The sequence below is a fragment of the Bradyrhizobium guangxiense genome, from assembly GCF_004114915.1.
GTDB classification, from domain to species: Bacteria; Pseudomonadota; Alphaproteobacteria; order Rhizobiales; family Xanthobacteraceae; genus Bradyrhizobium; species Bradyrhizobium guangxiense.
On the sequence record NZ_CP022219.1, the window covers coordinates 776,717 to 801,073 of the forward strand.

At 64.5% G+C, this 24,357-nt stretch carries 24 protein-coding genes and 1 tRNA gene; 13 read left to right on the forward strand and 12 right to left on the reverse strand.

The features are described 5' to 3' along the window. Positions 1 to 131 precede the first annotated feature (131 nt). Positions 132 to 1,301, reverse strand: coding sequence for an MFS transporter (locus X268_RS03730; protein WP_128923669.1), 1,170 nt, complete (start codon positions 1,299 to 1,301; stop codon positions 132 to 134). Positions 1,302 to 1,410: 109 nt separating this feature from the next. Here X268_RS03730 and X268_RS03735 point away from each other — a divergent pair, with 109 nt between their 5' ends. Then, on the forward strand, positions 1,411 to 1,782 hold the full coding sequence (locus tag X268_RS03735) for an ArsR/SmtB family transcription factor (protein ID WP_128923670.1): 372 nt from the start codon (positions 1,411 to 1,413) through the stop codon (positions 1,780 to 1,782). A gap of 121 nt (positions 1,783 to 1,903) precedes the next feature. On the opposite strand, the gene X268_RS39205 is transcribed toward X268_RS03735, so the two are convergent. Continuing rightward, positions 1,904 to 1,979: transfer RNA gene (locus tag X268_RS39205), tRNA-OTHER, on the reverse strand. Between the two features lie 54 nt (positions 1,980 to 2,033). Next, the gene (locus X268_RS03740; protein ID WP_128923671.1) at positions 2,034 to 2,735 is read right to left on the reverse strand and encodes a class I SAM-dependent methyltransferase; all 702 of its coding nucleotides are present in this window, start codon (positions 2,733 to 2,735) and stop codon (positions 2,034 to 2,036) included. A 114-nt stretch (positions 2,736 to 2,849) separates the two neighbouring features. Between X268_RS03740 and X268_RS03745 the strand changes: the two genes are divergently transcribed. Continuing rightward, complete coding sequence (locus tag X268_RS03745) at positions 2,850 to 3,374, forward strand: Dps family protein (protein WP_128923672.1); 525 nt, start codon at positions 2,850 to 2,852, stop codon at positions 3,372 to 3,374. Between the two features lie 120 nt (positions 3,375 to 3,494). Here the strand turns inward: X268_RS03745 and X268_RS03750 are convergent, their stop codons facing one another. Next, positions 3,495 to 4,016 carry a cupin domain-containing protein gene (locus X268_RS03750; protein ID WP_128923673.1) on the reverse strand — a complete coding sequence of 174 codons (522 nt, stop codon included), beginning with the start codon at positions 4,014 to 4,016 and terminating at the stop codon, positions 3,495 to 3,497. A gap of 143 nt (positions 4,017 to 4,159) precedes the next feature. Between X268_RS03750 and X268_RS03755 the strand changes: the two genes are divergently transcribed. Further along, positions 4,160 to 4,375, forward strand: coding sequence for a hypothetical protein (locus X268_RS03755; RefSeq protein ID WP_128923674.1), 216 nt, complete (start codon positions 4,160 to 4,162; stop codon positions 4,373 to 4,375). A 38-nt stretch (positions 4,376 to 4,413) separates the two neighbouring features. Here X268_RS03755 and carA read toward each other — a convergent pair whose 3' ends face one another. Next, a complete protein-coding gene (gene carA / locus X268_RS03760) occupies positions 4,414 to 5,604 on the reverse strand; it encodes a glutamine-hydrolyzing carbamoyl-phosphate synthase small subunit (RefSeq protein WP_128923675.1) in 1,191 nt (396 codons plus the stop codon). A 146-nt stretch (positions 5,605 to 5,750) separates the two neighbouring features. Between carA and X268_RS03765 the strand changes: the two genes are divergently transcribed. From X268_RS03765 to X268_RS03780, 4 genes are all read left to right on the forward strand, one after another. Then, a complete protein-coding gene (locus X268_RS03765; RefSeq protein ID WP_128923676.1) occupies positions 5,751 to 6,461 on the forward strand; it encodes an alpha/beta fold hydrolase in 711 nt (236 codons plus the stop codon). Between the two features lie 51 nt (positions 6,462 to 6,512). After that, complete coding sequence (locus X268_RS03770; protein ID WP_128923677.1) at positions 6,513 to 6,968, forward strand: GatB/YqeY domain-containing protein; 456 nt, start codon at positions 6,513 to 6,515, stop codon at positions 6,966 to 6,968. A 116-nt stretch (positions 6,969 to 7,084) separates the two neighbouring features. Further along, positions 7,085 to 8,224, forward strand: a complete 1,140-nt coding sequence (locus tag X268_RS03775; protein WP_128923678.1) for an epoxide hydrolase family protein — start codon at positions 7,085 to 7,087, stop codon at positions 8,222 to 8,224. 143 nt (positions 8,225 to 8,367) lie between these two features. Then, positions 8,368 to 9,978 (forward strand): acyl-CoA synthetase, encoded by a 1,611-nt coding sequence (locus X268_RS03780; RefSeq protein WP_128923679.1) that lies wholly within the window; start codon positions 8,368 to 8,370, stop codon positions 9,976 to 9,978. 122 nt (positions 9,979 to 10,100) lie between these two features. Here X268_RS03780 and X268_RS03785 read toward each other — a convergent pair whose 3' ends face one another. Then, a complete protein-coding gene (locus tag X268_RS03785; RefSeq protein WP_128923680.1) occupies positions 10,101 to 12,329 on the reverse strand; it encodes an ATP-binding protein in 2,229 nt (742 codons plus the stop codon). Between the two features lie 245 nt (positions 12,330 to 12,574). On the opposite strand from X268_RS03785, the gene X268_RS03790 reads away from it, so the two are divergent. Next, the gene (locus X268_RS03790) at positions 12,575 to 13,345 is read left to right on the forward strand and encodes a DUF2189 domain-containing protein (RefSeq protein ID WP_128923681.1); all 771 of its coding nucleotides are present in this window, start codon (positions 12,575 to 12,577) and stop codon (positions 13,343 to 13,345) included. A 107-nt stretch (positions 13,346 to 13,452) separates the two neighbouring features. Here the strand turns inward: X268_RS03790 and X268_RS03795 are convergent, their stop codons facing one another. From X268_RS03795 to X268_RS03805, 3 genes are read right to left on the reverse strand one after another with little or no spacing between them, the layout of a single operon-like run. Then, the gene (locus tag X268_RS03795) at positions 13,453 to 13,965 is read right to left on the reverse strand and encodes an SRPBCC family protein (RefSeq protein WP_128923682.1); all 513 of its coding nucleotides are present in this window, start codon (positions 13,963 to 13,965) and stop codon (positions 13,453 to 13,455) included. Then, on the reverse strand, positions 13,962 to 14,432 hold the full coding sequence (locus tag X268_RS03800) for an SRPBCC family protein (RefSeq protein ID WP_128923683.1): 471 nt from the start codon (positions 14,430 to 14,432) through the stop codon (positions 13,962 to 13,964). Before X268_RS03800 ends, X268_RS03795 begins: the two co-directional genes overlap by 4 nt. Then, entirely contained in the window at positions 14,425 to 14,739 is a 315-nt protein-coding gene (locus X268_RS03805; protein WP_128923684.1) for an ArsR/SmtB family transcription factor, read from the reverse strand. The genes X268_RS03800 and X268_RS03805 overlap by 8 nt, the downstream gene beginning before the upstream one ends. 115 nt (positions 14,740 to 14,854) lie before the next feature. On the opposite strand from X268_RS03805, the gene X268_RS03810 reads away from it, so the two are divergent. Together X268_RS03810 and X268_RS03815 are read left to right on the forward strand one after the other, a co-directional pair. Next, positions 14,855 to 16,303, forward strand: a complete 1,449-nt coding sequence (locus tag X268_RS03810; RefSeq protein WP_128923685.1) for an LVIVD repeat-containing protein — start codon at positions 14,855 to 14,857, stop codon at positions 16,301 to 16,303. Positions 16,304 to 16,370: 67 nt separating this feature from the next. Continuing rightward, the gene (locus X268_RS03815) at positions 16,371 to 16,991 is read left to right on the forward strand and encodes a LysE family translocator (protein ID WP_208764421.1); all 621 of its coding nucleotides are present in this window, start codon (positions 16,371 to 16,373) and stop codon (positions 16,989 to 16,991) included. Positions 16,992 to 16,994: 3 nt separating this feature from the next. Here X268_RS03815 and X268_RS03820 read toward each other — a convergent pair whose 3' ends face one another. Beyond that, positions 16,995 to 17,798 (reverse strand): N-formylglutamate amidohydrolase, encoded by an 804-nt coding sequence (locus X268_RS03820; RefSeq protein WP_128923686.1) that lies wholly within the window; start codon positions 17,796 to 17,798, stop codon positions 16,995 to 16,997. 75 nt (positions 17,799 to 17,873) lie between these two features. On the opposite strand from X268_RS03820, the gene X268_RS03825 reads away from it, so the two are divergent. Continuing rightward, a complete protein-coding gene (locus X268_RS03825; protein ID WP_128923687.1) occupies positions 17,874 to 18,272 on the forward strand; it encodes a gamma-glutamylcyclotransferase family protein in 399 nt (132 codons plus the stop codon). A gap of 56 nt (positions 18,273 to 18,328) precedes the next feature. Here the strand turns inward: X268_RS03825 and X268_RS03830 are convergent, their stop codons facing one another. Beyond that, positions 18,329 to 18,892 (reverse strand): chlorite dismutase family protein, encoded by a 564-nt coding sequence (locus X268_RS03830; protein ID WP_128923688.1) that lies wholly within the window; start codon positions 18,890 to 18,892, stop codon positions 18,329 to 18,331. Between the two features lie 256 nt (positions 18,893 to 19,148). On the opposite strand from X268_RS03830, the gene dnaG reads away from it, so the two are divergent. Beyond that, the gene (dnaG, locus tag X268_RS03840; protein ID WP_128923689.1) at positions 19,149 to 21,164 is read left to right on the forward strand and encodes a DNA primase; all 2,016 of its coding nucleotides are present in this window, start codon (positions 19,149 to 19,151) and stop codon (positions 21,162 to 21,164) included. A gap of 379 nt (positions 21,165 to 21,543) precedes the next feature. After that, a complete protein-coding gene (rpoD, locus tag X268_RS03845; RefSeq protein WP_128923690.1) occupies positions 21,544 to 23,685 on the forward strand; it encodes an RNA polymerase sigma factor RpoD in 2,142 nt (713 codons plus the stop codon). A gap of 153 nt (positions 23,686 to 23,838) precedes the next feature. Here rpoD and X268_RS03850 read toward each other — a convergent pair whose 3' ends face one another. Then, on the reverse strand, positions 23,839 to 24,075 hold the full coding sequence (locus tag X268_RS03850) for a hypothetical protein (protein ID WP_128923691.1): 237 nt from the start codon (positions 24,073 to 24,075) through the stop codon (positions 23,839 to 23,841). Positions 24,076 to 24,357 lie beyond the last annotated feature (282 nt).

A 24,357-nucleotide genomic window follows, 5' to 3' on the forward strand; every position in this document is an offset into this window, starting at 1 on the left:
TGGAATTTGGGCACAAAAAAAGGGCGCGCTTGTTGCGCGTCCCCTGTGTGGCCGAGAGCGCGTTGGTCTCCCTCGCGCGCGGGTGGGTCTTAGACCAGTTTTCGGGGCGGCGAAACCCCGAAAAACGCCCATCAACCGGCAATTTTGACCGGTTTTGGCCGCGCCTGCCAGCCACGGGCAAGGTGCACCAGAAGCGAAGCCGCAACGCTCGATCCGCCGATCCAGCCAAGGTCGTTCGGCGAGAGTGTGGCCAGCACCAGCCCGCCCAGTGCCCCGCCGATGGCGAAGCCGAGATACATGGCGGAGGCGTTGAGCGAGAGCGCGATCATCGAGGCCTGCGGCTCGATCCGGATGATGCTGGCGATCTGGGCCGGATAGAACGCCCAGCCGGAGATGCCCCAGAGGAAGATCGCACCCAGCACGGCGTACTGGGCCGGGCCGGGCATCAGCTTCAGGGCCAGTGAATGCAGGATCAGGGCACTCGCCATGCCGGCGAGCCCGAGCGCGGCGGTGGTCAGCGTGCCGAGCCGGTCGGCCAGCACGCCACCGAGCATGTTGCCGATCGCGGCCGCGCCGCCGAACACTAATAGCGCAAGGCTGATCTGCGAGGCCTCGAAGCCGAGACTGCGCAGTGGAACCGCGAAATAGGTGAAGACGGTGAAGCCGCCGAGCGCCCATAAAATCGTGATCAAAAGCGCCACCAGGACCTGGCCGTGGCGCGCTACGGCGAGCCGCTCGCTGAGCGAAGCCGTGTTGCGCGGCAGGCCGCGGGGCAGGCCGAGCAGGAGGCCGGCGAGCGCGACGGTTCCGATCAGGGCGACCATGGCAAAGGTCGCGCGCCAGCCGAGCAGGCTGCCGACGAGATTGCCGAGAGGGACGCCGATGACGGTCGCAACCGTAAGGCCCGAGGTCACCAGCGCCACGGCGCGCCCCCGCCGCTCGGGCGAGGCGACGGCGACCGACACGGCGAGAGCCGTCGGCATGCACAGACCCGAGCCCAGGGCCATCAGCATCCGGGAGGCGAGCAGCAGGGCATAATTGGAAGCCAGCATCGCGGCGATGTTCCCGGCGATGAAGGTCGACAGCGCCAGGGCCAGCACGGTGCGCCGGTCGATGTTGTTCAGCGCGACCGCCAGGATCGGTGAGCCCACGGCGTAGGTAAGGGCGTAGGCGGTGACCAATTGACCAGCGGCAGCGACCGAAATCTGCAAGTCGGCGGCGATGCCGGGCAAAAGCCCTGCGATCACAAAGCCTTCGGTCCCGATCGCAAAGGCCGCGAGGGCCAGCCAGAACACGCTCATTGGTGAAATTCCTATGTTCAACGTTTATTGAACTATTGGTGCTGGTGGATCAGAAGTCAATTGGTTCAAGAACTATTGAACATTGGCGCCGGGTTGTTATGATTCATCCATGAGCCGAACCCCGCTTCACCCCACCCGCGAGCAGATCGAGCTGCCGATGGTCCTGGATTGCCTGAGCGATCCGATCCGGTTAGCGATCGTCTACCAGCTCGCGCAGCAAGAACGTGTCAGCAGCGAGCTTTGCTGCGGCGACTTCAGCGGGCTCGGGGCCAAATCGAACCTCGCCTATCACTTCGCCAAGCTGCGCGAATGCGGCCTGATGCAGACGCGCGTCGCCGGCACCAACCGCTTCATGCGGCTGCGCCGCGAGGATCTGGATGCGCGCTTTCCCGGCCTGCTGGATGCGGTAATCACATCAGCGACGAAGGATGCGGAGCGGCTGCCGCTGCTGCCGGAGTGTGAAGTTGTGAAGGTGGATTGAGTTCGAAATGATCGCGCGCGGCTTGCTGCGCCACGCCCGTCTTCGCCCTTCGGGCTTCGTCGAGGCAGCCTTTCGCTACGAAAGCGCTTGTCTGGCCGAAGCTGGCGGAGCCAGCGAAGGCTGGAGACCCGGCCTGGATTTGAACCAGGATGAAGAGCGTTGCACCGCCCTCGCGTAGACGCTTCCGCCACCGGGCCGCGGCGATCATTACCGATTGCACTCCGACAAGCTACGGCGGCTAATGGTTATGCTTAACGAACCAAAGGCGGCCGCGCGACGAAGGTCATGCGCCAGCGATTGTGGCCGATGTTGGTGTGGGCGCGCTGGACCGCGAACCCGGCCGCCCTCAACCTGGCGGTGATCTCGTCCTCGCTGTAGCGCTGCAGCCCGATGCGCGTGCGCAGATGACGGTAGTCCGACAACGCGGTGCTGATCAGCCCGATCAGCGCGTCCTTCAGGAAGCCGTGGCGCAGGCCGAAGCCAAGCAGCGCCATGACGTCCCTGAACATGCCGACATTGGGCTGCAGGATGTCTCCCAGCACCAGCTTGCCGGAAGGCTTCAGGATGCGACGGATGTTGAGCAGCGCGGCATCGAGCTCGTCCGGCGTCATGTATTGGGCGACCGAGTTCATGACGACGAGGTCAATCGACCGGTCCTGCATCTTGCGGACGTCCTCGAGCGAGCGGACGCGGACCTTGGTGTTCGGCGCAAACCGCGCGATCAGCCGGCCGCGCACGCCGGGCGCGGGCTCGGCGAGGATCAGCTTGCCGCAGCTGGCAGCGACCTGGTTGGCCGACAGCGCCTCGCCGCAGGCATAGTCCAGCACCGTCGCGTCCGGCGAGGAGATGTAGCCGATGATGTCCCGCGCGATGATCTGGAAGTGCAAGTCGCGATGCAGCTTGCTGACATAGATCGTGTGCGTCGAGTCGTAATAATCGATCCAATCGTCCATGGTATTCGAAGGTCCCGGCCAAACGGTTCCGATGGAGGAACCGGCGCTGCCCGCCTTGCGTTAGGGGTGCGACGGCGCGCCGTCAATGTCCGCGTCCTAACAGGAAGGTCTCCCGTGAGCAAAACCAACAACAAGGTCTCGCCCGATCTCGATACCCCCACTGATCTGTCGCCCGATGGGGTCAAGAAGGTGTCGGAGGCGCTTAACGTGCTTCTGGCCGACGCCTTCGCGCTGTATCTGAAGACCAAGAATTTCCATTGGCACATCAGCGGGCGGCACTTCCGGGACTACCATCTCCTGCTCGACGAGCAGTCGGACCAGATCTTCGCCACCACCGACCAGCTCGCCGAGCGCGTGCGCAAGATCGGGGGCACCACGCTGAAGTCGATCGGCCAGGTCGCCAAGCTCCAGACCATCAAGGACAACAACGAGGACTACGTCCCGCCGCGCGAGATGCTGCGCGAGCTGATGCAGGACAACAAGCACGTCGCGGCCGCGATGCGCAAGGCGCACGACGTCTGCGACCAGGCCGGCGACGTCGCCAGCGCCAGCATCCTCGAGGTCTTCATCGACGAGACCGAGCGCCGCACCTGGTTCCTGTTCGAGGCGACCCGGCAGGAAGGCAGCAACGCGGCGTAGAGCGTGCTTTCGTAGGGTGAGCAAAGCGAAGCGTGCCCACCAACTGGACTGTACGGATGGAGTGGTGGGCACGGCTCCCAAACGCGCGCCTTTGCCCATCCTGCTGCACCGCGCGTGTGGCTACCGCCACAGCCTCATCAATGCCCCATCCTTGCCCGTCACGGGATCAGCCGGCGGCAGCGCGACGTTCGGAATCGTCTTCAGCGCTTGGGCATGGTTCTCCGGCGTCGCGCGCGTGATCTCCATCTTCGCGCCGGGTGGATAGGCGCCGATCACGCAGAAATCGTCGCTGGCCTTGATGCATTGATGCCCTGTGCCGGCGGGGAGGATCGCGACGTCGCCGGCCTTGATCTCCAGCTCCTGGCCGTAATCGCCGCCGAAGCGAACCCGTGCGCTTCCGCGCGCGACGCCAAGCACCTCGTGCACCGTCGCGTGATAATGCAGATAGTCGTAGACGCCGTTGCGCCACGTGCCGCCCCAGCCATTCGCTTCAAACAGATCTTCGATAGTTGCTTCCGGTTGCTTCGGATCGAGCTTCACCGCGTCCTGGTAGACTAGGAACGGACGGATGTTGTTCGGCACGAGCCCGTCATCCTCGAACACGATGGCGAGCGGCTCGGCCTTGTCGCGGACGACGGACATGGCGGGGTCCGTGTAATAACAGCTTTGGGATCAAGACGATGCTCGTCTCCTTGTTCCTGCGCCGGTGCGCGCCGGCTTGACGGAGATCAAGGCGCTGGCGGCCATTGCCGGGCACGCAGATCAAAGAAGGAGAGGGAAACGCCATGTACGCATCCGACGTTGCGCAGCGTCATTTCTCGGCGGCCGTCGACGAGGCGGAGACAGCCGGCCTCGGGCACGAAGCCGTCTGCCGGGCATTGCTCAATTTGGTAATTTCGAAATATCTGGAAACGAGGTCGGTCGCCGACATCCAGGCGGAGCTGCACTTCATCGCCGAGAACTGCGATCCCGACACGGACTTCATGTTCATGCGTCCGTGACGACGCGGCCCGGCGGACTTATCCGCCGGGTGGTTGCCTCACGCGCTCTTCTTCTGCCGCATTAGATCGGCAAAGCGCTGGAACAGATAATGCGAGTCACGCGGACCCGGCGAGGCCTCGGGGTGGTACTGCACCGAGAACACCGGCTTGCCGTCGAGCTGGATGCCGCAGTTGGACCCATCAAACAAGGAAATATGGGTCTGCGTCGCGCCCTTCGGCAGCGTCGTCTCGTCCACGGCAAAACCGTGGTTCATCGAGGTGATCTCGACCTTGCCGGTGGTCTCGTCCTTGACGGGATGATTGGCACCATGATGACCCTGATGCATCTTCTTGGTTCTGGCGCCGACGGCAAGGCCGAGCATCTGGTGACCGAGGCAGATGCCGAATGTCGGCGTGCCCGACTTGATCACGTCCCGGATCACGGGCACGGCATATTTGCCGGTCGCGGCCGGATCGCCCGGGCCGTTCGACAGGAAAACGCCGTCCGGCTTCATCGCCAGGATGTCTTCGGCCGAAGTCGTCGCCGGCACCACCGTCACCTTGCAGCCGACGCCGGCGAGCAGGCGCAGAATATTGCGCTTGATGCCATAGTCGATGGCAACGACGTTGAACTCGGGCTTGTCCTGGCGGCCAAAGCCCTTGTCCCAGGCCCAAGGCGTCTCGTCCCAGGTGAAGCGCTGGCCGCTGGTGACCATCGGCACGAGGTCCATGCCTTCGAGGCCCGGCCATTCGCGCGCTTCTTCCTTGAGGCCGTGCAGGTCGAACTCGCCGGTCCTGGAATGCGCGATCACGGCGTTGGGCATGCCCTTGCTGCGGATCAGCGCGGTCAGCGCGCGGGTGTCGATGCCGGAGAGGCCGATGATGCCGCGGGCCTTCAGCCACTGGTCGAGGTGCTTGGTGGCGCGATAGTTCGAGGGATCGGTGATCGCGGTGCGCAGGATCACGCCGCGCGCGCCCGGCGTCGCGGCCATGTTCACCGTCTCGATGTCGTCCTCGTTGGTGCCGACATTGCCGATATGCGGGAAGGTGAAGGTGATGAGCTGGCCGGCATAGGAGGGATCGGTGAGGATCTCCTCATAGCCGGTCATCGCGGTGTTGAAGCAGACCTCACCGACGGCGTGGCCTTCGGCGCCGAGACCAAAGCCCTCCAGCACCGTGCCATCGGCAAGCACGAGGAGCGCGGTCGGTTTGTGGTCCGGCCAAGCGGGATCGTTGTCATGTTGTGTCATGAGCGCGTTTCATAGTCCCCCCGCGCGCGCCCGTCAAAGCGAGAGAAGCCGGATTCACATGCGTTTTTGCATATTTGACAGGCCTCCTCCCGCCCTTAAGCTCGGCCGCACAATTTCCGGCAATTTCCTGGGCTTGCGAGGCAATAATGGACCAGACCACCCCGATTGTGCTGGTTCCGGGGCTGGCCTCCTCGGCCCGGATCTATGCCCCCGTCATCCCGGCGCTGTGGCGGTTCGGCCCGGTGATGATCGCCAATCATATCCGCGACGACAGCATCGCCGATATCGCCGCCCGGGTGCTGCGCGAAGCGCCGCCGCGCTTCGCGCTCGCCGGCCATTCCATGGGCGGATACGTCGCGCTCGAGATCATGCGCCAGGCGCCCGAGCGGGTGGCGAAGCTCGCCTTGATCAACACCCAGGCGCGGCCCGATACGCCGGAGGCGACCGCGCGCCGTCTTGGCCTGATGACGCGCGTCAGGCGCGGCGAGCTCCGCGCCGTCCGCGAGGAGAGTTTTCCGGAGCTCGTGCATCCGTCGCGGCGCGACGATGCCGGGATTCTCGCGCTCGTGCATCGGCAGGATGAGGACGTTGGCGTCGAAGGCTATCTGCGGCAGCAGACCGCGATCATCGCTCGGGTGGATTCGCGGCCGATCCTGGCGACGATCAAATGCCCGACGCTGGTGCTGACGGGCGATACCGACAACACCATCCCGAATGCGCTCTCGAAGGAAATGGCCGAGGGCATCGCCGGCGCGAGCCTCGTGATCCTCGATCGCTGTGGGCCCCTGCCGCAAGCCGAACAGCCGGAGGCGACAGTGCAGGCGCTGACCGAATGGCTCGGAACCAAGGTTGTCTAGAGGCCGCGAACGGCCTAGATCAGGCGTCATATATTCAAAGGGATCACGATCATGCTGCGCGACGACATCAACAATGCGGTCAAGGAGGCCATGAAGGCCAAGGACGAGCGCAAGCTGTCCACGCTGCGCATGGTCAACTCCACCATCAAGAATGCCGACATCGACGCGCGGGGGCAGGGCAAGCCGCCGCTCTCGGACGCCGATCTGCTCGCCGTGCTGCAGAAGATGATCAAGCAGCGCCAGGAGGCGGTCGAGCTCTACGACAAGGGCGGCCGCGCCGAGCTCGCAGCCCAGGAGCGCGAGGAAATCGCGGTGATCTCGGCGTATTTGCCGAAGCAGATGGCCGAGGACGAGGTCAAGAAGGCGATCGCGGACGCGATCGGCGAGACCGGCGCCAGCGGCATGAAGGACATGGGCAAGGTGATCGCCGTGCTGCGCGCGAAATACGCCGGGCAGATGGATTTTGGCAAGGCGTCCGGCCTGGTGAAGGCCGCGCTGTCGGGCTAGCCGCCATTCCGGGGCGCGCGGAGCACGAACCCGGAATCCATCGACTCCGTTGCGAAATGATTTCGGGCTCGCGCTGCGCGCAAGCCCGAAATGACAACAAGAACAAGGGAGGCACGATGACCGTCGCGATCAAGCCGTTTCGCATCACCATCGGCGATGACGTCCTCGCCGACCTCAAGTCACGCCTTGCCCGCACGCGCTGGCCGGATGCGGAGCTGGTCGACGACTGGAGTCAGGGCGCGCCGCTGCAATGGATCCGGGACATTTGTGCCTATTGGGCCAACGGCTACGACTGGCGGGCGCGCGAAGCAAAACTCAACCGCTTCGCGCAGTTCACCACCGAGATCGACGGGCTCGACATCCACTTCATCCACGTGCGCTCGAAGGAGCCGTCGGCGCTGCCGCTGATCATCACCCATGGCTGGCCCGGTTCGATCGTCGAATTTCAGAAGGTGATCGCGCCGCTGATCGACCCCGCCGCGCATGGCGGCAATGCCGCGGATGCGTTTCATGTCGTCTGTCCCTCGCTGCCGGGCTTCGGCTTCTCGGCCAAGCCCGAGGCGACCGGCTGGGGCGTCGACCGCATCGCCGCGACCTGGGCGCAGCTGATGGAGCGGCTGGGTTACGCGCGCTATGGCGCGCAAGGCGGCGACTGGGGCTCGGCGGTGACGACCTCGCTCGGCGCGCAGGATGCGGCGCACTGCGCCGGCATCCACATCACGCTCGCCTTCAACGCGGCACCGAAGGTCGAGGGCAAACCGACAGCGGACGAGAAGCGCGCGCTGGCCGGCCTCAAGCATTATGTCGATCTCGACTCCGGCTACTCCAAGCAGCAATCGACGCGCCCGCAGACGCTCGGCTATGGCCTCACGGATTCACCGAGCGGGCAGGCGGCCTGGATCCTGGAAAAATTCTGGGCGTGGACCGATTGCAACGGACACCCCGAGAACATCTTCACCAAGGACGAGTTGCTCGACAACGTCATGCTCTATTGGGCGACGGAGACGGCGACCTCCTCGGCGCGGCTCTACTGGGAAAGTTTTGGCAAGCGGCGTACGACGCCGGTGGTGAAGGTGCCGACAGGTGTCGCGGTGTTCCCGAAGGAGATCATCACGCCGGTGCGGCGCTGGATGGAGCCGAACTTTCATGACATCACGCATTGGAGCGAGATGGAGAAAGGCGGCCATTTCGCCGCCTTCGAGCAGCCGGAGCTGTTCGTGCGCGATGTCAGGAAATTCTTTGCGACGGTGCGGTAGCTCTCTCGCCGTCATTCCGGGTTCGGAATGACGTCGCGGGGCTTGTCCCGTGCGTTCGCGGCCTTAAACTGGCTGCAAGCAAGAAGAGCGTGGATGACCGGAACTAGTCCGGCCATGACGCCGGGACCGTGGAACGCCGAGCCATGCTGACCGAAGCCAAGACCTACGATGAGCTCTATCGCAACTTCCGCTGGGATATCCCTGCGCGCTTCAACATCGCGGAGGCCTGCTGCGATCGGCATGCCGATGGCACCGGCCGGCTCGCGCTGATCTATGTCGACGAGAACGGTGCGACCAGCCGCACCTCCTTCGACGAGGTCGCCGAGATGTCGCGTCGCTTTGCCAATGTGCTGAAGGCGGACGGGCTCGTGCGCGGCGATCGCGTCGCCGTGTTCCTGTCGCAGTCGCTGGAGTTGCCGATCGCGCATATGGCGGCGTTCCGCTCCGGCCTGATCTCGATCCCGCTGTTCGCGCTGTTCGGTGAGGACGCGCTGGAATTCCGCCTGTCGAATTCGCAAGCCAGAGCCATCATCACCGATGAAGCTGGCTGGGAGAAGCTGACGAAAATCCGCGATCGGCTGCCCTATCTGCAGGATATCTATGTCACGAGCGGCGCCGTCCACGCCGGCGCGAAGCCGTTCTGGTCAGCGATCGAGGCCGCGTCCGAGGATTTTGCAAATGTCGACACCTCGGCTGACGATCCCGCGCTGATCATCTACACGTCCGGCACCACGGGCAACCCGAAGGGCGCGCTGCATGCGCACCGCGTCGTGCTCGGCCATCTTCCCAACGTCGAGATGTGTCACAATTTCCTGCCGCGCCCAGGCGATCTCATGTGGACCCCGGCGGACTGGGCCTGGATCGGCGGCCTCGTCAACGGCCTGCTTGCGTTCTGGTATCACGGCATTCCCCTGGTCGGCCATCGTGCGCGAAAGTTCGAACCGCAGGCGGCGATGCAGATGATGGCCGATCTTTCCGTCCGCAACGTCTTCCTGCCGCCGACCGCGCTCAAGCTGATGCGGCAGGCCGGCGTGAAGCACGCGGGCGTCAAGCTGCGCAGCATCTTTACCGGCGGGGGATCGCTCGGCGGCGAGCTGCTCGGCTGGGTGCGCGAGACGTTCGGTATCGATGCGCATGAGGTGTTCGGCCAGACCGAGTGCAATCTCGTGATCGGCAGCAACTCCAATTTGTTTCCGATCCGCCCGGGTTCGATGGGCAAGGCGACGCCGGGCTTCGACGTCCGCATCGTCAACGACAAGGGCGAAGAGCAGAAGCGCGGAGAGCGTGGCATCATCGGCGTGCGCCAGCCGTGCCCGGTCACCATGCTCGAATATTGGCGCAATGAGGAGGCGACGGCGAAGAAATATGCCGGCGAATTTCTCCTCACCGGCGATCTTGGCGTAGAGGATGAGGACGGTTATTTCTGGTACGTCAGCCGCGAGGACGACGTCATCACCACCGCCGGCTATCGCGTCGGTCCCTCCGAGATCGAGCACACGCTGATGAAGCATCCCTCGGTGGCGATGGCCGCGGTGGTCGGCATTCCCGATCCGATCCGCACCGAATCGATCAAGGCGTGGATCGTCCTGCGCCCCGGCTTCAGCGCCGGCGATGCGCTGGCGCGCGAGATCCAGGAGTTCGTCAAGGTGCAGCTCGCCGCGCACGAATATCCGCGCTTCGTCGAATTCGCTGAGACGCTGCCGATGACGGCGACGGGCAAAGTGCTGCGGCGCGAGCTGCGGGCCAAGGGCTGACTCTCTTTCAAAGACTGTGTCGGGGTGGCCTACTGGCCGAGATGCTTCGGATCTTCGTCATCGACGCGGGCCTGTTCGCGGCCAATTTCGCAGTGGCACTCGTGCTCGCATCGCGCGGCTGACTACCGCGATCTCGAGGACAGGGCGGATCGCAGCATTGCGGCAAGATCCTGCCTTCGAAACGGCTTTGTCAGAATGCGTGCATTGATCCCATCCGGCGTCCTGACGGGATCCTGGCTGTAGCCGGACGTGAAGAGCACCTTGAGATCGGGCCGCAGCGCCGTTGCTTGCCTTGCGAGCTCCGGCCCGAACATGCCGCCGGGCATCACGACATCGGTGAACAGCAACTGGATGTCCCCGGTCCGGCGCAGCAATTCCACCGCCGCGGGACCGTTCGATGCAGTGATGACGCGGTAGCCGAGCGTCCTGAGCTCGTTCTCGACGTAGGCGCGCACCATGTCGTCGTCTTCGACGAGGAGAATGGTCTCGTGTCCTGCTGGAGTGACGGTCTGCTCGGCGGGTGGCGGATCCTCGCTCGACTGCGTTGCGAGACGGGGAAAGAACAGCCTGACGACACTGCCTTGTCCCGGTTCGGACTGCATCTGCACAAGTCCGCCGGACTGCTGCGCAAACCCGTAGACCATGCTGAGGCCAAGGCCGGTTCCCTTGCCGACCTCCTTGGTGGTGAAGAACGGCTCCAATGCGCGACCCGCGACCTCGGTGGTCATGCCGCTGCCGGTATCCGTCACGGCCACCATGACGTAGTCCCCGGGCCGCGGCTCGCCGTTGACGTCGAGGTCGGATTCACAGAGCGAGCTGTTGTGGACTTCGACCGTGAGCTTGCCGCCTTCCGGCATCGCGTCGCGGGCGTTGAGCACGAGGTTGAGCAGGGCCGTCGTCAATTGGCCGGGATCGACGCTGACTGGCCACAGATCCGGTCCGAACGTGAAGCGGCACTCGATGTGCTCGCCGAGGGTCCGGCGCAACAGCTGCTCCATGCCGATCACCTGCTCGGCGATGTCGATCTCTCGGGGCCGCAGCGGCTGCTTGCGTGCGAAGGCGAGCAGGCTCCGCGTCAGGTCGGACCCGCGCTCGGCTGCCGTCGCAATGTCGCCGGCGATCCGGTGCAATTCCTTGTTGCCCGCCAGCCTGTCGGCCAGGTGCTCCGAATTGCCCAGAATGACGGTCAGGAGATTGTTGAAGTCGTGCGCCACGCCGCCGGTGAGTTGGCCCATGGCTTCCATCTTCTGGGATTGGCTGAGCTTGTGGCTGAGATCCGCGATGGCGGCGCGCTGCTGCTCGAGCGACTCGGCGGTGCCGTTGAGCAGGGTCATCAATCCGCCGAGCTCGCCGCCCGGATGCGGCTCGGGAATGCGCGCGCTGAGATCGCCGCGCCCGAGGCTCTTGGCCATGGCGGCGAGCCGCCCGACCTGTCGACCGATGCTCACGGTCGTGAGGATCCATAAGCCGCCCAGGAGCAGCAGCGAGGCCACCGCGAGAATCGTCAGGTCCTCGTAAAGCCGGCGGTTCGCCGCCGCGACCAGTCCGTCCTTGGAGCGTCCGACCATGATGATGAGGCCGGCCTTGCGGATCGAGGGCGAGCGGGCAACCCCCCAGATCTGCGTGCGGCCGCCGCCGTCGGTGATCTCCCGAAATGGCTCGCCATCGGGCGCTGCCGCGAAGCGGAACAGGTCGGAGCCTGCAATGGATCCGCCGACGGGCTGGCTCCAGCCGCCACCCTTGGGGGCGACCAGGACCGTACCCTTGGCATCGACGAGCAGGATGTCCTTCTCGCCGAGCAGCCGCTTGTGGTGAAACTCCGCAAATTTGTTCAGGTTGAAGGACGCAAGCAGCACGAATTTCAGCGCGCCCGTATCCGATCGTACCGGATAGGCGATCTGCAGCACCGACAGTCCGGTGAGGCGGCCAAACACCGGCTCCACCGCGACGACGCCTTGAAGATTCTTGACCTCTTTGAAATAGCCGCGGTCGTTCAGGTCGAGTGTGCGGTTGGTCCGCAGCGAGTCGCAGAACAGGCTGCCGTCGGGATCAATGGTCAGGATACCCGTGAACTGCGGATACTCTTCGCGGACATCCGACAGGAATGCCGAGCAGGCCGCCTTGTCGCGCGTGTCGAGGTCGCGGGCACGGGCGAGCCCATAATGAAGCTGGGCGGTGCCCTGGATCTTCTCGCCCAGATCGCTGGCAATGTCGTCGGCGGTTGCGGCCAGATTGGCGAGCGCCGCGTCGATTTCGCTGGTCCGGTTCTGCACGAACCGCAGCCCCACCAGGATCGCCGGCACCAGCATGGCGGCGAGGACGAGGATCAGTAACCGGGTACGCAGGCTCATCGGTGAACGATCCGCTGTCGGGCGACGGTGCTCGGAGGTACAATTTGAGGCACGATCATCTGCCCCGTCCATAGCCATGGCCGTGAAAATCGCACCAAAGGCTAAAGATTTCGCATCGCAAGCATTGTTGCGTCGCCGCTACTCGTCGCTCCCGGCAGGCATCGAGTTGCGCCCGCGCGCGGCGGCGCTAATATCGCGCTCAACCTGCGCGCGACGAAGATCGCGCCGATCTGCGGAGGAAGCTGATGTCCATCTCGGGCAAGGTCGATCCGGTGGTGCGTCCCGTCGCGGCGACCGACATTGCGGAGGCTCTGGTCGAGGGGCTGCGTGATTTCCAGGCGCTGCCGCTTTACGGTCTCTGCTTCGGCGCGCTCTACGCCGCCGGCGGCATCCTCGTCATCCTGTGCCTCACCGCCTTCGGCATGGTCTATCTCGTCTACCCCCTGGCGGCAGGCTTCGCGCTGATCGGACCGTTCGTCGCGATCGGTCTCTACGAGGTCAGCCGCCGCCGCGAGCGCGGTGAGCCGGTCTCCTTCGGCGCCATCTGGTCGGCCGTGCGCTCGCGCAGCGAGATCGGCTGGATGGCGTTCGTCACGCTGTTCGTGTTCGTGGTCTGGATGTACCAGGTGCGGCTCCTGATCGCGCTGCTGCTCGGCCTGCACGCCTCCTTCTCCAGCCTTCAGGAGTTCATGACGGTGGTGCTGACGACCAATGAGGGCCTGCTGTTCCTCGGCATCGGCAATGCCGTCGGTGCCGTGCTGTCGCTGATCCTGTTCTCGCTGACCGTGGTGTCGTTTCCGCTGCTGCTCGACCGCGAGGTCGATTTCGTCACGGCGATGGTGACGAGCGTGCGCGCGGTGGTGACGAGCCCGCTGCCGATGATCTCGTGGGCTGCCGTGATCGTGATGCTGCTGATCGTCTCGGCGCTACCTTACTTTCTCGGGCTGATCGTGACGTTGCCGGTGCTCGGGCATGCGACCTGGCATCTGTATCGGCGGCTGGTGGCGCCAACCTAGTCGTCATTCCGGGGCGCCCGAAGGGCGAACCCGGAATCCATTCCCTAACCAACTCTGCTGCGTGATGGATTCCGGGCTCGCGCTACGCGCGCCCCGGAATGACTGCACTACGGCGTCTTGATTCCCATCGCTTTCAGCGCATCGAGCATCCGCTGCGGCGGGCCCATCTTCACCACCAGCGGCTTGCCGGTCTCGAGCACGCTCTTGAGACTGGAAAGGATCGCGGGCCAACCCTGCCGTCCCCCTTCAAGGATGTCGTCGCCGAGCGGCCGATCGTGGCCTTCGCTCATGGTGAGGCGGACCGCATCGCCGAGCTGTTCGATCTCGTAGGTCACGAGCGTCGGCCCGAGCTTCTCGATCAGCTCGGCCCAGTTGACGTTGAACGTGACCGACAGCTTTCGCGGCGGTTCGTAGGCGAGAACCTCGCCGCTGATGTGCAGCGCGCCATCGGGCGTTCGCACGATGAACGCGCCGCCGAGGCGTGGCTCGACCTCCACGGTGTTGCCGAAGAAATACTGCTTGCTGAACTCCGCCGAGGTCAGCGCCTCCCACACCTTCTCCGGCGTGGAGGCGATGTAGATGGTGTAGACGGTCAGCGGCTTGAATCGATCGAGCTTCATTTTGCGTCGAATCCCTTGTTCAGCGCCGTGTGCGGAATGGCGAGGACCTTGCCTCGCTCCAACAGGCTCTTGAGCCCGGACAGGATCGCCGGCCAGCCGTTGGAGACGGCGCCGAGATATTTGCCGCCCTCGACGAAGCCGTCATGCAACACGGTCAAACGCACGAGCGAGCCGAAAGGTTCGATGGTGAAGACGACGCGCGAGACCGGCTCCCCGCGGAGTTCCTCGAACTTGTGGTGCTTGAAGCTGTAGGACAGCCGCCGCGGCGGATCGGATTCCAGTATCTCCCCGGAATCGGTGACTTCGCCGTCGAGCAGAAGCGCGAAGGGGGAGCCGAGCTTCCAGTCCGAGCGAACCTCGGCGCCGAACCAGTACTGGCGCGTGAACGCGCTCGAGGTCAGCGCCTCCCACAGTTTTTCCGGCGTGGTTTCGATGTAGGTGACGTAGACGAATTCTGGCTTACTCATCGCGCTTCTCCAACTGACGTTTCAACTCCCCGAGCGCGGCGAGCTTGCCGCGCTCGAATTTCTTGATCCAGCGTTCGCCGATCTGATGGATCGGCACCGGGTTGAGGTAGTGCAGCTTCTCGCGGCCATGCCTGATGGTCGTGACGAGATGGGCTTCCTCCAGAATCGCAAGGTGCTTGGTCACGGCCTGGCGTGTCATCGCAAGGCCCTCGCAAAGTTCGTTCAGCGTCTGGCCGTTCCTGGCGTGAAGCCTGTCCAAGAGCGAGCGTCGTGATGCGTCGGCGAGCGCTTTGAAGACCTCATCCATGGCAAGGATAATAGGCAACCAAATGGTTGCATGTCAAGATGTGTCTTTGGCGCGCGGGATCGGCCATGTTAGCTTCGGCGTTCAGCCAACGCAGATTGGTTCCGGGAGGACCTTGATGTTCCGTTGCGTCTTGCCCGCCGCAAGCCTCGTCCTTCTCGCTTGCGGCACTGCGGTCCACGCCCAGAAACAAGCCATCGGCGCGCCGCCGGAAGCGTCCAACATGAAACTCGTCGGCACGAGCGATCTCCAGGCCCGCAGCGCCTATCAGCCGACCATCCATCGCCAGGGCGATCGCTGGATCGCCTATATCGGCCATCACGGCGGCACCGAGGACGTACCCGCTCCGGTCAACCCGATGACGGGCAAGGCCGAGCCGAACGGAACGTCGATCGTCGACGTCACCGATCCCGCCCGCCCGAAATATCTGCGGCATCTGCCCGGGCAGGAGGGCAAGTACGAATCCGGCGGCGCGCAGATGGTGCGGGTTTGCGACGGCAAGGCGTTGCCGAAGGGCGATCCCAATGCGGTTTACATGCTCAGGACCTTCGGCAGTGAGGCCCACGAGATCTGGAATGTCACCGATCCCGCCAGCCCGGTCCTCATCACGCGCATCGGCGGCTTGAAGGACACGCACAAGAGCTGGTGGGAATGCGACACCGGCATTGCCTATCTCGTCTCCGGCGCGCCGGATTGGCGCACGCGGCGCATGACGCAGATCTATGATCTATCCGATCCCGCGCGTCCGCAGAAAATCCGCGACTTTGGTCTGCCGGGTCAGGAGCCCGGCTCGACCGGCGCGGTGCCGACCGAGTTGCACGGGCCGATCTCGACCGGGCCCAATGGCAACCGCGTCTATTTCGGCTACGGCACCAACAAGGGCGGCATCCTGCAGATCGTCGACCGCGACAAGCTCCTGAACGGGCCGAAGGAGCCGACGCCGGATAACCTGCGCTATCCCGAGATTGCGCGGATGCCGATGTCCGCCTTCAACGGCGCGCATACGACGTTTCCGATGCTCGACATGCCCATCGCGGAGTTTTCCGAGGACAAGGACGGCAAGACCCGCGACATCGTCATGATCGTGGATGAGGCGATCCTCAACGAATGCGGCGAGGCGCGGCAGATGGTGTGGTTCGCCGACGTCACCACCGAGACGCGGCCGATGATGATCTCGAGCTACACCGTGCCGGAAGCGAGCGGGCAGTTCTGCCAGCGCGGCGGCCGCTTCGGCGCGCATTCCTCCAACGAGAGCATGGCGCCGGTCTATTACAAGAAGATGGCCTTCATCGCCTTCTTCAATGCCGGCGTGCGCGCGCTCGACGTTCGCGATCCCTATCACCCCCGGGAAGTCGGCTACTTCATTCCGCCGATCACGGCTGCGACCGACAAGCGCTGCATCCCCGTCGAGGGCGGCGAGCGCTGCAAGATCGCGATCCAGACCAACAATGTCGAGACCGACGATCGCGGTTACATCTACATCGTCGATCGCGCCAATACCGGCCTGCACATCCTCGAACTGACCGGCCCCGCGCGTGCAGTCGCCGGCCTGCCGAAGAATGGATAAGCGCGCTTCCGTTCACGCCCGTCCCATGCATTAATACCTGCAAACCGCTTTCAGCCGAGTCCCTCTCATGATGTCCATGCAAGCCTATTTCGCCTTCGTCGCCGCCTGCATTGCGCTGGCGCTGCTGCCGGGGCCGATCGTCACCCTCGTCATCGCCAATGGCTTGCGCCACGGCACGCGCGCAGCGCTCATCAACGTTGCCGGTGCGCAAGCCGGGCTTGCCATCGTCATCGGCATCGTCGCGATCGGGCTGACCTCGCTGATGGCGACCATGGGCTATTGGTTCGACTGGGTGCGCTTTGCCGGCGCCGCTTATCTCGTCTGGCTCGGCATCAAGCTGATCTGGGCGCCGGTCGAGGGCGTCGAGCTCGACGCGCCGCCTCCGCCGCCGCGTGGCGGCTTCTTCCTGCAAGGGTTCCTGGTGCTGCTGTCGAACCCGAAAGTGCTGGTGTTCTTCGGCGCGTTCATTCCGCAGTTCATGGACATGAACCAGCCGCACTTTCCGCAGGTCGCCCTCTTGGGCGCCACCTTCATGGTCACCGCGGTAATGACTGACGCGCTCTACGCCATCGCCGCCGGCCGCGCGCGAAAGTTCTTCTCGGCCCGCCGCACCCGGATGATGTCGCGCATCTCCGGCGGCTTCATGATCGGCGGCGGCATCTGGCTGGCGCTGACGCGGGCGAAATGAGCCCTACTTCAACAGCGCCGCCTTCAATTCGACCTCGATCTCGCCGAGGATCCGCGCCAGCCGTTTAGCCCATTGCTGCTGCCCGGCCTGGTCCGCGATCAAATCCTGCCGGATCTCGATGCCGGTGTTGACGAGACCGCGCCCTTCACCGTGGACGGGGATGGTGTAGTCGGTGAGGTCGCTGACCGCGTACGGCTCGTTGTCGCCGACCACGAGATCGCCTTGCCCACGAAGATGCTTGAGCAGGAGCCGCGGCAGCACGGTGTCGCGATTGTAGAGCGTGCCGATATGCCAGGGCCGCGCCACGCCGGCATAGACGGGCGTGAAGCTGTGCAGCGACACCAGCACGGTCGGTCGCCTGGCGTCGATGCGGGCATCGATCGCGGCATCGATGCGGCGGTGATAGGGCTCGAAGATCTCGCGCCGCCGCGCGGCGCGCTCCCGGTCCGAAATGCCGTCGTTACGCGGGATCGCGGTTGCTTCGGAAATGACGGGGATCGAGCTTGCCACGCCGGGTGGGCGGTTGCAGTCGATCACGAGCCGCGAATAGCGCTGCGCGATCAGATGGGCATCCAGCAGCGTGGCGAGCCGGTCTGCGACGCCGGCAATGCCGATGTCCCAGCCGATGTGCCGCGCCAACTCGGCCTCGGTGACGCCGAGATCGCCGAGCGCGCGCGGCAAGACCCGACCATAATGATCCGAGGTGAGCAGGAAAGGCGATGTCCCTCCCGCATTCACTTCATGCACGGGCGGAATGTCGCCCTCGCCGAGCAGTTGATCGGTCGCCTCGGCCGTGTCCAAAGCCATCCTGATTGCCTATGAAACGATAACGTGTCTAAACGGAGTAACGATATTGCAGCGACGTCGCAACGTTAGAACAGCATGACCTCCGATCGCCTCTTCGTTTACGGCACCCTGATGCGCGGCTTCGACCATCCGATGGCGCGGCTGCTCGCGGGCCATGCGGATTTCCTGGGTGAAGCGACCTGCCGCGGCCGGCTCGTCCTGGTGAAGCATTATCCGGGATTGCTGCTGTCGGATGCGGCCCCCGACGTCGTCCATGGCGAGCTCTTTCGGATGCGCGTGCCGGACGAGCTCCTGGGCGAGCTCGACATGTACGAGGCCTGCGGCGAGGGCTTTCCGGAGCCGACCGAATATCTGCGCCAGCTGGTCGACGTGACGCTGCCTGATGGCACCACGGAGAAGGCCTGGACCTACGTCTACAACTGGCCGGTCACCGATCTGCCGCGCATCGCGTCGGGGCGTTTTCTCGAGCACTGACTGTTTTTGAGCATGATCTTCTCGGAAAACCGCCGCGCACTTTTCCGGATCATGCTTCAAGCCGACAGCACTTCCTTCACCACGCGCAAATCGACTTCGCGCTCGACATAGGTCCACTCCTCGGTCCGCCTCAGGAGTCCCACCAGCTCCTCGAAGAGCGAGGCGTGTGCGGGGGCGAATTCGAACCAGGTCAGGAAGTCGAAGGGGCCGCCGAGGTCGCGGCAGTGATAGAGCTGGCGCGCGATCGCAGGCAGGAAACGAAGGCTGCTGGCGATGTGATGCGACTTGTCCTCGAAGATCTTGCGGCGCTCTTCCTGCGTCAGATCCCACCAGGCCTGTGACTTGCGGATCGGGATCAGCGCCGCGGAGGTCGCCTCCAGCCGCCCGAGCCCGGCCTGCACCGCCACGAGTTGCTCCTTTTCGGCCCGCTCGGTGTAGCGCAGGGTGCTGGCAACGCCGACCAGCCGCCACGCATTGCGCGAGGGCACCAGGGGCAACGAGACGGCCTCGCTGTCGGTTACCGACAGCGCAGGGACGAAGGGCAGGGGCTCGCCCGTCACCGGTTCAATCGAGGTCACGCGCCAGCCCCCGCTCTGGCCGCCTCGAAACGTCCTGAACATGGCGATATGGAAGCGTGGAACCGGGCCGGGTTCAAGGGGCTCGTCATTCCGGGGCGCCCGTAGGGCGAACCCGGAATCCATTTCTCCAGCATTCCGGTGGCCCGATGGATTCCGGGCTCGCGCTTCGCGCGCCCCGGAATGACGGAGCGGGCTGTGAACAGCGCGCATAATCCCGACAAACCTGACTTTTGGGCCCGCCGTCCCTATATCCCTGATCCCTCGCCCGACTCACCCGGTTTCGCGCTAGACACAGCCCATGCGCTTCACGCCCCAGTTCCTCGACGAGCTTCGTGCCCGGCTTTCGGTCTCCGAAGTCGTGGGCAAGCGCGTCAAGCTGAAGAAGGCAGGGCGGGAATGGAAGGGGCTGTCGCCGTTCCAGCAGGAGAAGACGCCGTCCTTCTACGTCAACGACCAGAAGGGTTTTTACCACGACTTCTCCTCCGGCAAGCATGGCGACATCATCTCCTTCGTGATGGAGACCGACGGCCTGCCGTTCGCCGAGGCCGTCGAGCGGCTCGCCAATATGGCGGGCCTGGCGCTGCCGGCGGTGACGCCCCACGCGGCGCGCGAGGAGCAGCGGCGGCGCTCGCTGCACGACGTCATGGATCTCGCCGCGACCTATTTCGCGGAGACGCTGGCCTCGCGCCAAGGGGCCAAGGCGCGCGGCTATCTTGCCGACCGCGCCATCTCGCCGGCGACGCAATTGCAGTTCCGCCTCGGCTATGCCTCGCCCGATCGCTTCGCGCTGAAGGAGCATCTCGGCAAGCTCGGTGTTTCCGTCGAGGACATGGTCGAGACCGGCCTCTTGATCGGCGGCGACGATATCCCTGTGCCGTATGACCGCTTCCGCGATCGCGTGATGTTTCCGATCACGGATTTGCGCGGCCGCGTCATCGCCTTTGGCGGGCGCGCGCTGGAGAAGGACGTTCCGGCAAAGTACCTGAACTCGCCGGAGACGCCGCTCTTCCACAAGGGCGACAACCTCTACAACCACCAGACCGCGCGCAAAGCCACCTATGACGGCAGCGCGCTGATCGTGGTCGAAGGCTATGTCGACGTCATCGCCATGGTCACCGCGGGCTTTCCCGGCAGCGTCGCGCCGCTCGGCACCGCGCTCACCGAAAGCCAGCTCGCTCTGCTCTGGAAGATGGCGGACGAGCCGATCCTCTGCTTCGACGGCGACCGCGCCGGCCAGAAGGCGGCCTATCGTGCCGCCGATCTCGCGCTGCCCTTCCTCGCACCGGGAAAGAGTCTTCGCTTCGCGCTGCTGCCGGAGGGGCAGGACCCTGACGATCTCGCGCGCTCCGGCGGCCGCGGCGCGATCGAGGAGGTGATCGGAGCGGCCCGTCCGCTCGCCGACATGATCTGGTCGCGCGAGCTCGAAGGCGGCAATTTCGCCACGCCCGAGCGCCGCGCCGCGCTGGAGGCGCGCATCAAGGAGCTCACCAACGGCATCCGCGACGAGGTGGTGCGGCGCTATTATCGCGACGAGTTCATCGAGCGGCTGCAGCGCACCTTTGCTCCCGACGGCGGGCGCGGCGGTTTCGGCGGCCGGGGCAATTTCCGCCAAGGCCAGGGTGGCGGCGGCCGTCCGTTCCAGCCGAGGAGTGGGGGCGCGAATCGATTCGGTGGTCAGGGATTCGGCGGAGGACGCCGCGGCGCCCCTGGCCCCACCATGCTACCGTCTGGCCCCTATCAGGCGGCCAGCCCCCAGCTGGCGGCCAGCCCGATCATGAAAGGCCAGCGCAGCGCCATCTCCCGCCGGGAGGCCCTGATCCTGCAATGCCTGATCAACCACCCCTGGCTGCTGCACGACCACCTCGAAGAGGTCGCGGCCCTGGAGCTCGCCCATCCCGAGGCGCATAAGCTCAGGGCCGGCATCATCGCCGCCTTCGCCAACGACCATCACCATTCCCCGGACCCCGAGGAGCAGGCCGAGAAGATGCGCGGCGATCTCGATCGGGGCGGATTTTCGCAAGTTCTTCAAAGGGTTGAGAGCGGTATCACCACCGCGGCGGTGTGGGGCGCGCGCGAGGGCGCCGCTCGGGACGACGTTCTTGCGACATGGCATCAGCTGGTTGCCTTGCATCGGCAATGGCATTCACTACTTAGAGAGTTGAAGGACGCCGAGCTGGCCTTGGGGGAGGACCCCAGCGAGGCCAATTTGGCGTGGCTGCGTGACGTCAAGGCTCGGATAGGCGAAGTCGATGGCACCGAGGCCCTCATTGAGGGGTTTGGCGAGCTGTCGGGCCGGCTTCAGAAGAGCATGTGATGAAAAGAATCATGCGGACGGCCAGGGCCGGAACCGCTAAAAGACTCGCCAAATCCTGGGTTTGGCGGCAAAAACAGGGTTAATCGAGGCTTAACGGTCTTGTAGCACTTTGGCCACCAGGCGGCCGCAGGCAGAACAGACGCGTCAGGAATGAATCCGCGCAATCGCTGTTGGCACTACACCTGCATCCGCTGCGACAAAGAGGCTGACGAAGCGTTAGGCAATTCCGGCGAGAGAAAGTTGGGGGTGGCGAGACAATTGTGCGCCGCCCTTTCCGTGTCGAGAGCTGCCGAAGCGAGAGCGTCGAGCAACAGGTTCAGGTGAATTCACGCAAGGCGCGGGAGAAGCGCCTCGCATGAAGCGCGTTTAGGAGCAATGGATGGCCACCAAGGCAAAGACGCTGCAGGCGAAGGACAAGGAAAAAGACGACAAGGCAGCGGACGCGCCGGAGAAGGATTCCCAGGACGCGCCCTCGCCGTTGCTCGATCTGTCCGACGCGGCCGTGAAGAAGATGATCAAGCAGGCCAAGAAGCGCGGCTTCGTGACCTTCGATCAGCTCAACGAAGTCTTGCCGTCGGACCAGACCTCGCCCGAACAGATCGAGGACATCATGTCGATGCTCTCGGACATGGGCATCAACGTCACCGAAGCCGACGATAGCGAAGGCGAGGACGAGAAGGACGAGGGTGACGACGAGACCGATAACGAGCTCGTCGAGGTCACCCAGAAGGCCGTCACCGAGGTCAAGAAGAGCGAGCCGGGCGAGCGCACCGACGATCCCGTGCGCATGTATCTGCGCGAGATGGGCACGGTCGAGCTGCTCTCCCGCGAAGGCGAAATCGCGATCGCCAAGCGCATCGAGGCCGGCCGCGAGGCGATGATCGCGGGCCTCTGCGAGAGCCCGCTGACCTTCCAGGCCATCATCATCTGGCGCGACGAGCTCAACGAAGGCAAGATCTTCCTCCGAGACATCATCGATCTCGAAGCCACCTATGCCGGCCCCGACGCCAAGGGCGGCATGAACACCGCGATGATCGCCGGCCCCACCGGCGAGAACGGCGAAGCCGCGGCTGAAGGCGGCGAGGCCGCCGCGGCTGTTGCTGCGCCCGCGCATGTCGCCCCGCCGGCGGCGCCGCCGTCGCCGACCCCGTTCCGTGCCGCGCCTGCCGGCGGTGGCACCGAGGCCGGCGAGGAGAAGGATCCCGGCGAAGCGGCCGCCGAATCCGACATGGACGACGACGAGTTCGAGAACCAGATGTCGCTGGCGGCGATCGAGGCCGAGCTCAAGCCGAAGGTGGTCGAGATCTTCGACAAGATCGCCGACAGCTACAAGAAGCTGCGCAAGCTTCAGGAGCAGGACATCCAGAACCAGCTCCAGAACGAGTCGCTCTCGCCGCACCAGGAGCGCAAGTACAAGAAGCTGAAGGACGAGATCATCGTCGAGGTGAAATCGTTGCGCCTCAACCAGGCGCGGATCGATTCACTCGTCGAGCAGCTCTACGACATCAACAAGCGCCTCGTCTCGCATGAGGGGCGCCTGATGCGCCTTGCCGACAGCCACGGCGTCGCGCGCGAGGACTTCCTGCGCAACTACACCGGCTCGGAGCTCGATCCGCGCTGGCTCAACCGTGTCTCGAAGCTCTCGGCCAAGGGCTGGAAGAACTTCGTCCACCACGAGAAGGACCGCATCAAGGACCTGCGCCACGAGGTGCATCAGCTCGCGGCCCTGACCGGCCTCGAGATCGTCGAGTTCCGCAAGATCGTGCACTCCGTGCAGAAGGGCGAGCGCGAGGCACGCCAGGCCAAGAAGGAGATGGTGGAAGCCAACCTCCGTCTCGTGATCTCGATCGCCAAAAAGTACACCAACCGCGGTCTGCAATTCCTCGACCTGATCCAGGAAGGCAACATCGGCCTGATGAAGGCGGTCGACAAGTTCGAGTACCGCCGCGGCTACAAGTTCTCGACCTACGCCACGTGGTGGATCCGGCAGGCGATCACCCGCAGCATTGCGGACCAGGCCCGCACCATCCGCATCCCCGTGCACATGATCGAGACGATCAACAAGATCGTGCGCACCAGCCGCCAGATGCTCAACGAGATCGGCCGCGAGCCGACCCCGGAAGAGCTGGCGGAAAAGCTCGGCATGCCCCTGGAGAAGGTCCGCAAGGTCCTCAAGATCGCCAAGGAGCCGCTGTCGCTCGAAACTCCCGTCGGTGACGAAGAGGATTCACACCTCGGCGATTTCATCGAGGACAAGAACGCGATCCTGCCGATCGACGCCGCGATCCAGTCCAATTTGCGCGAGACCACGACGCGCGTGCTGGCCTCGCTCACCCCGCGCGAAGAGCGTGTGCTGCGCATGCGCTTCGGCATTGGCATGAACACCGACCACACGCTGGAAGAAGTCGGCCAGCAGTTCTCGGTGACGAGAGAGCGTATCCGCCAGATCGAAGCCAAGGCGCTGCGGAAGCTCAAGCATCCGTCGCGGTCGCGGAAGCTGCGGAGCTTCTTGGATAATTGATCGCAGATAGTGATCCAAAGCAAAACGGCGGGCCTTGGCCCGCCGTTTTTGTTTTGTCGTCATTACGAGCGCAGCGAAGCAATCCAGAGTCTTTCTGCGGAGACATTGCTGGGTTGCTCCGCTGCGCTCGTAATGACGGAGAGAGCTGAAGGCCTACTTCTTCTTCGCCCCCACCCGCTCGATCCGCTTGATCTCCAGCGCCGGGCGGCCGCTCTTTTCCGCGATCTCGCGGTCCTGCTCCATGATGAAGCTGCGGGCGGGTTCGTCGCCGTCGAGGCCGCCGAGCAGCTCGGAGGGGACGCGGCGGTTGGAGCGTTGGGAATCGTCTTCATAGACGACGTTGAAGAAGGCGAATTCGCCTTTGGGATTGGTTCCAGGTTTCTTGGCCATGGCGGCTTGTCGTCGATTGCAGGGCCGCAGTCAAATGACTTTGGCGGGTCAATTGCTCAAACGGCAGTGCACTACCTCTCCCGCAAGCGCAGGGCGATCGCTTATGACTTGTAGCGTCGGCCGGTGCACACGCCTCGTCCTTCGAGACGACCGCTGCGCGGTCTCTTCAGGATGAGGCTAAACAGTATGCGTGCTCGTTGAAACGGTCGCCACGCCCTCGGTCCTCATCCTGAGGGCCCGCCAATGGCGGGCGTCTCGAAGGATGGCCACAGGCGAGATCCC

Coding starts and splice junctions, on each gene's coding strand:
- X268_RS03730 (WP_128923669.1), bottom strand. CDS start 1,301: ATGAGCGTGTTCTGGCTGGCCCTCGCGGCCTTTGCGATCGGGACCGAA.
- X268_RS03735 (WP_128923670.1), top strand. CDS start 1,411: ATGAGCCGAACCCCGCTTCACCCCACCCGCGAGCAGATCGAGCTGCCG.
- X268_RS03740 (WP_128923671.1), bottom strand. CDS start 2,735: ATGGACGATTGGATCGATTATTACGACTCGACGCACACGATCTATGTC.
- X268_RS03750 (WP_128923673.1), bottom strand. CDS start 4,016: ATGTCCGTCGTCCGCGACAAGGCCGAGCCGCTCGCCATCGTGTTCGAG.
- X268_RS03755 (WP_128923674.1), top strand. CDS start 4,160: ATGTACGCATCCGACGTTGCGCAGCGTCATTTCTCGGCGGCCGTCGAC.
- carA (WP_128923675.1), bottom strand. CDS start 5,604: ATGACACAACATGACAACGATCCCGCTTGGCCGGACCACAAACCGACC.
- X268_RS03765 (WP_128923676.1), top strand. CDS start 5,751: ATGGACCAGACCACCCCGATTGTGCTGGTTCCGGGGCTGGCCTCCTCG.
- X268_RS03770 (WP_128923677.1), top strand. CDS start 6,513: ATGCTGCGCGACGACATCAACAATGCGGTCAAGGAGGCCATGAAGGCC.
- X268_RS03775 (WP_128923678.1), top strand. CDS start 7,085: ATGACCGTCGCGATCAAGCCGTTTCGCATCACCATCGGCGATGACGTC.
- X268_RS03780 (WP_128923679.1), top strand. CDS start 8,368: ATGCTGACCGAAGCCAAGACCTACGATGAGCTCTATCGCAACTTCCGC.
- X268_RS03785 (WP_128923680.1), bottom strand. CDS start 12,329: ATGAGCCTGCGTACCCGGTTACTGATCCTCGTCCTCGCCGCCATGCTG.
- X268_RS03790 (WP_128923681.1), top strand. CDS start 12,575: ATGTCCATCTCGGGCAAGGTCGATCCGGTGGTGCGTCCCGTCGCGGCG.
- X268_RS03795 (WP_128923682.1), bottom strand. CDS start 13,965: ATGAAGCTCGATCGATTCAAGCCGCTGACCGTCTACACCATCTACATC.
- X268_RS03800 (WP_128923683.1), bottom strand. CDS start 14,432: ATGAGTAAGCCAGAATTCGTCTACGTCACCTACATCGAAACCACGCCG.
- X268_RS03805 (WP_128923684.1), bottom strand. CDS start 14,739: ATGGATGAGGTCTTCAAAGCGCTCGCCGACGCATCACGACGCTCGCTC.
- X268_RS03810 (WP_128923685.1), top strand. CDS start 14,855: ATGTTCCGTTGCGTCTTGCCCGCCGCAAGCCTCGTCCTTCTCGCTTGC.
- X268_RS03815 (WP_208764421.1), top strand. CDS start 16,371: ATGATGTCCATGCAAGCCTATTTCGCCTTCGTCGCCGCCTGCATTGCG.
- X268_RS03820 (WP_128923686.1), bottom strand. CDS start 17,798: ATGGCTTTGGACACGGCCGAGGCGACCGATCAACTGCTCGGCGAGGGC.
- X268_RS03825 (WP_128923687.1), top strand. CDS start 17,874: ATGACCTCCGATCGCCTCTTCGTTTACGGCACCCTGATGCGCGGCTTC.
- X268_RS03830 (WP_128923688.1), bottom strand. CDS start 18,892: ATGTTCAGGACGTTTCGAGGCGGCCAGAGCGGGGGCTGGCGCGTGACC.
- dnaG (WP_128923689.1), top strand. CDS start 19,149: ATGCGCTTCACGCCCCAGTTCCTCGACGAGCTTCGTGCCCGGCTTTCG.
- rpoD (WP_128923690.1), top strand. CDS start 21,544: ATGGCCACCAAGGCAAAGACGCTGCAGGCGAAGGACAAGGAAAAAGAC.
- X268_RS03850 (WP_128923691.1), bottom strand. CDS start 24,075: ATGGCCAAGAAACCTGGAACCAATCCCAAAGGCGAATTCGCCTTCTTC.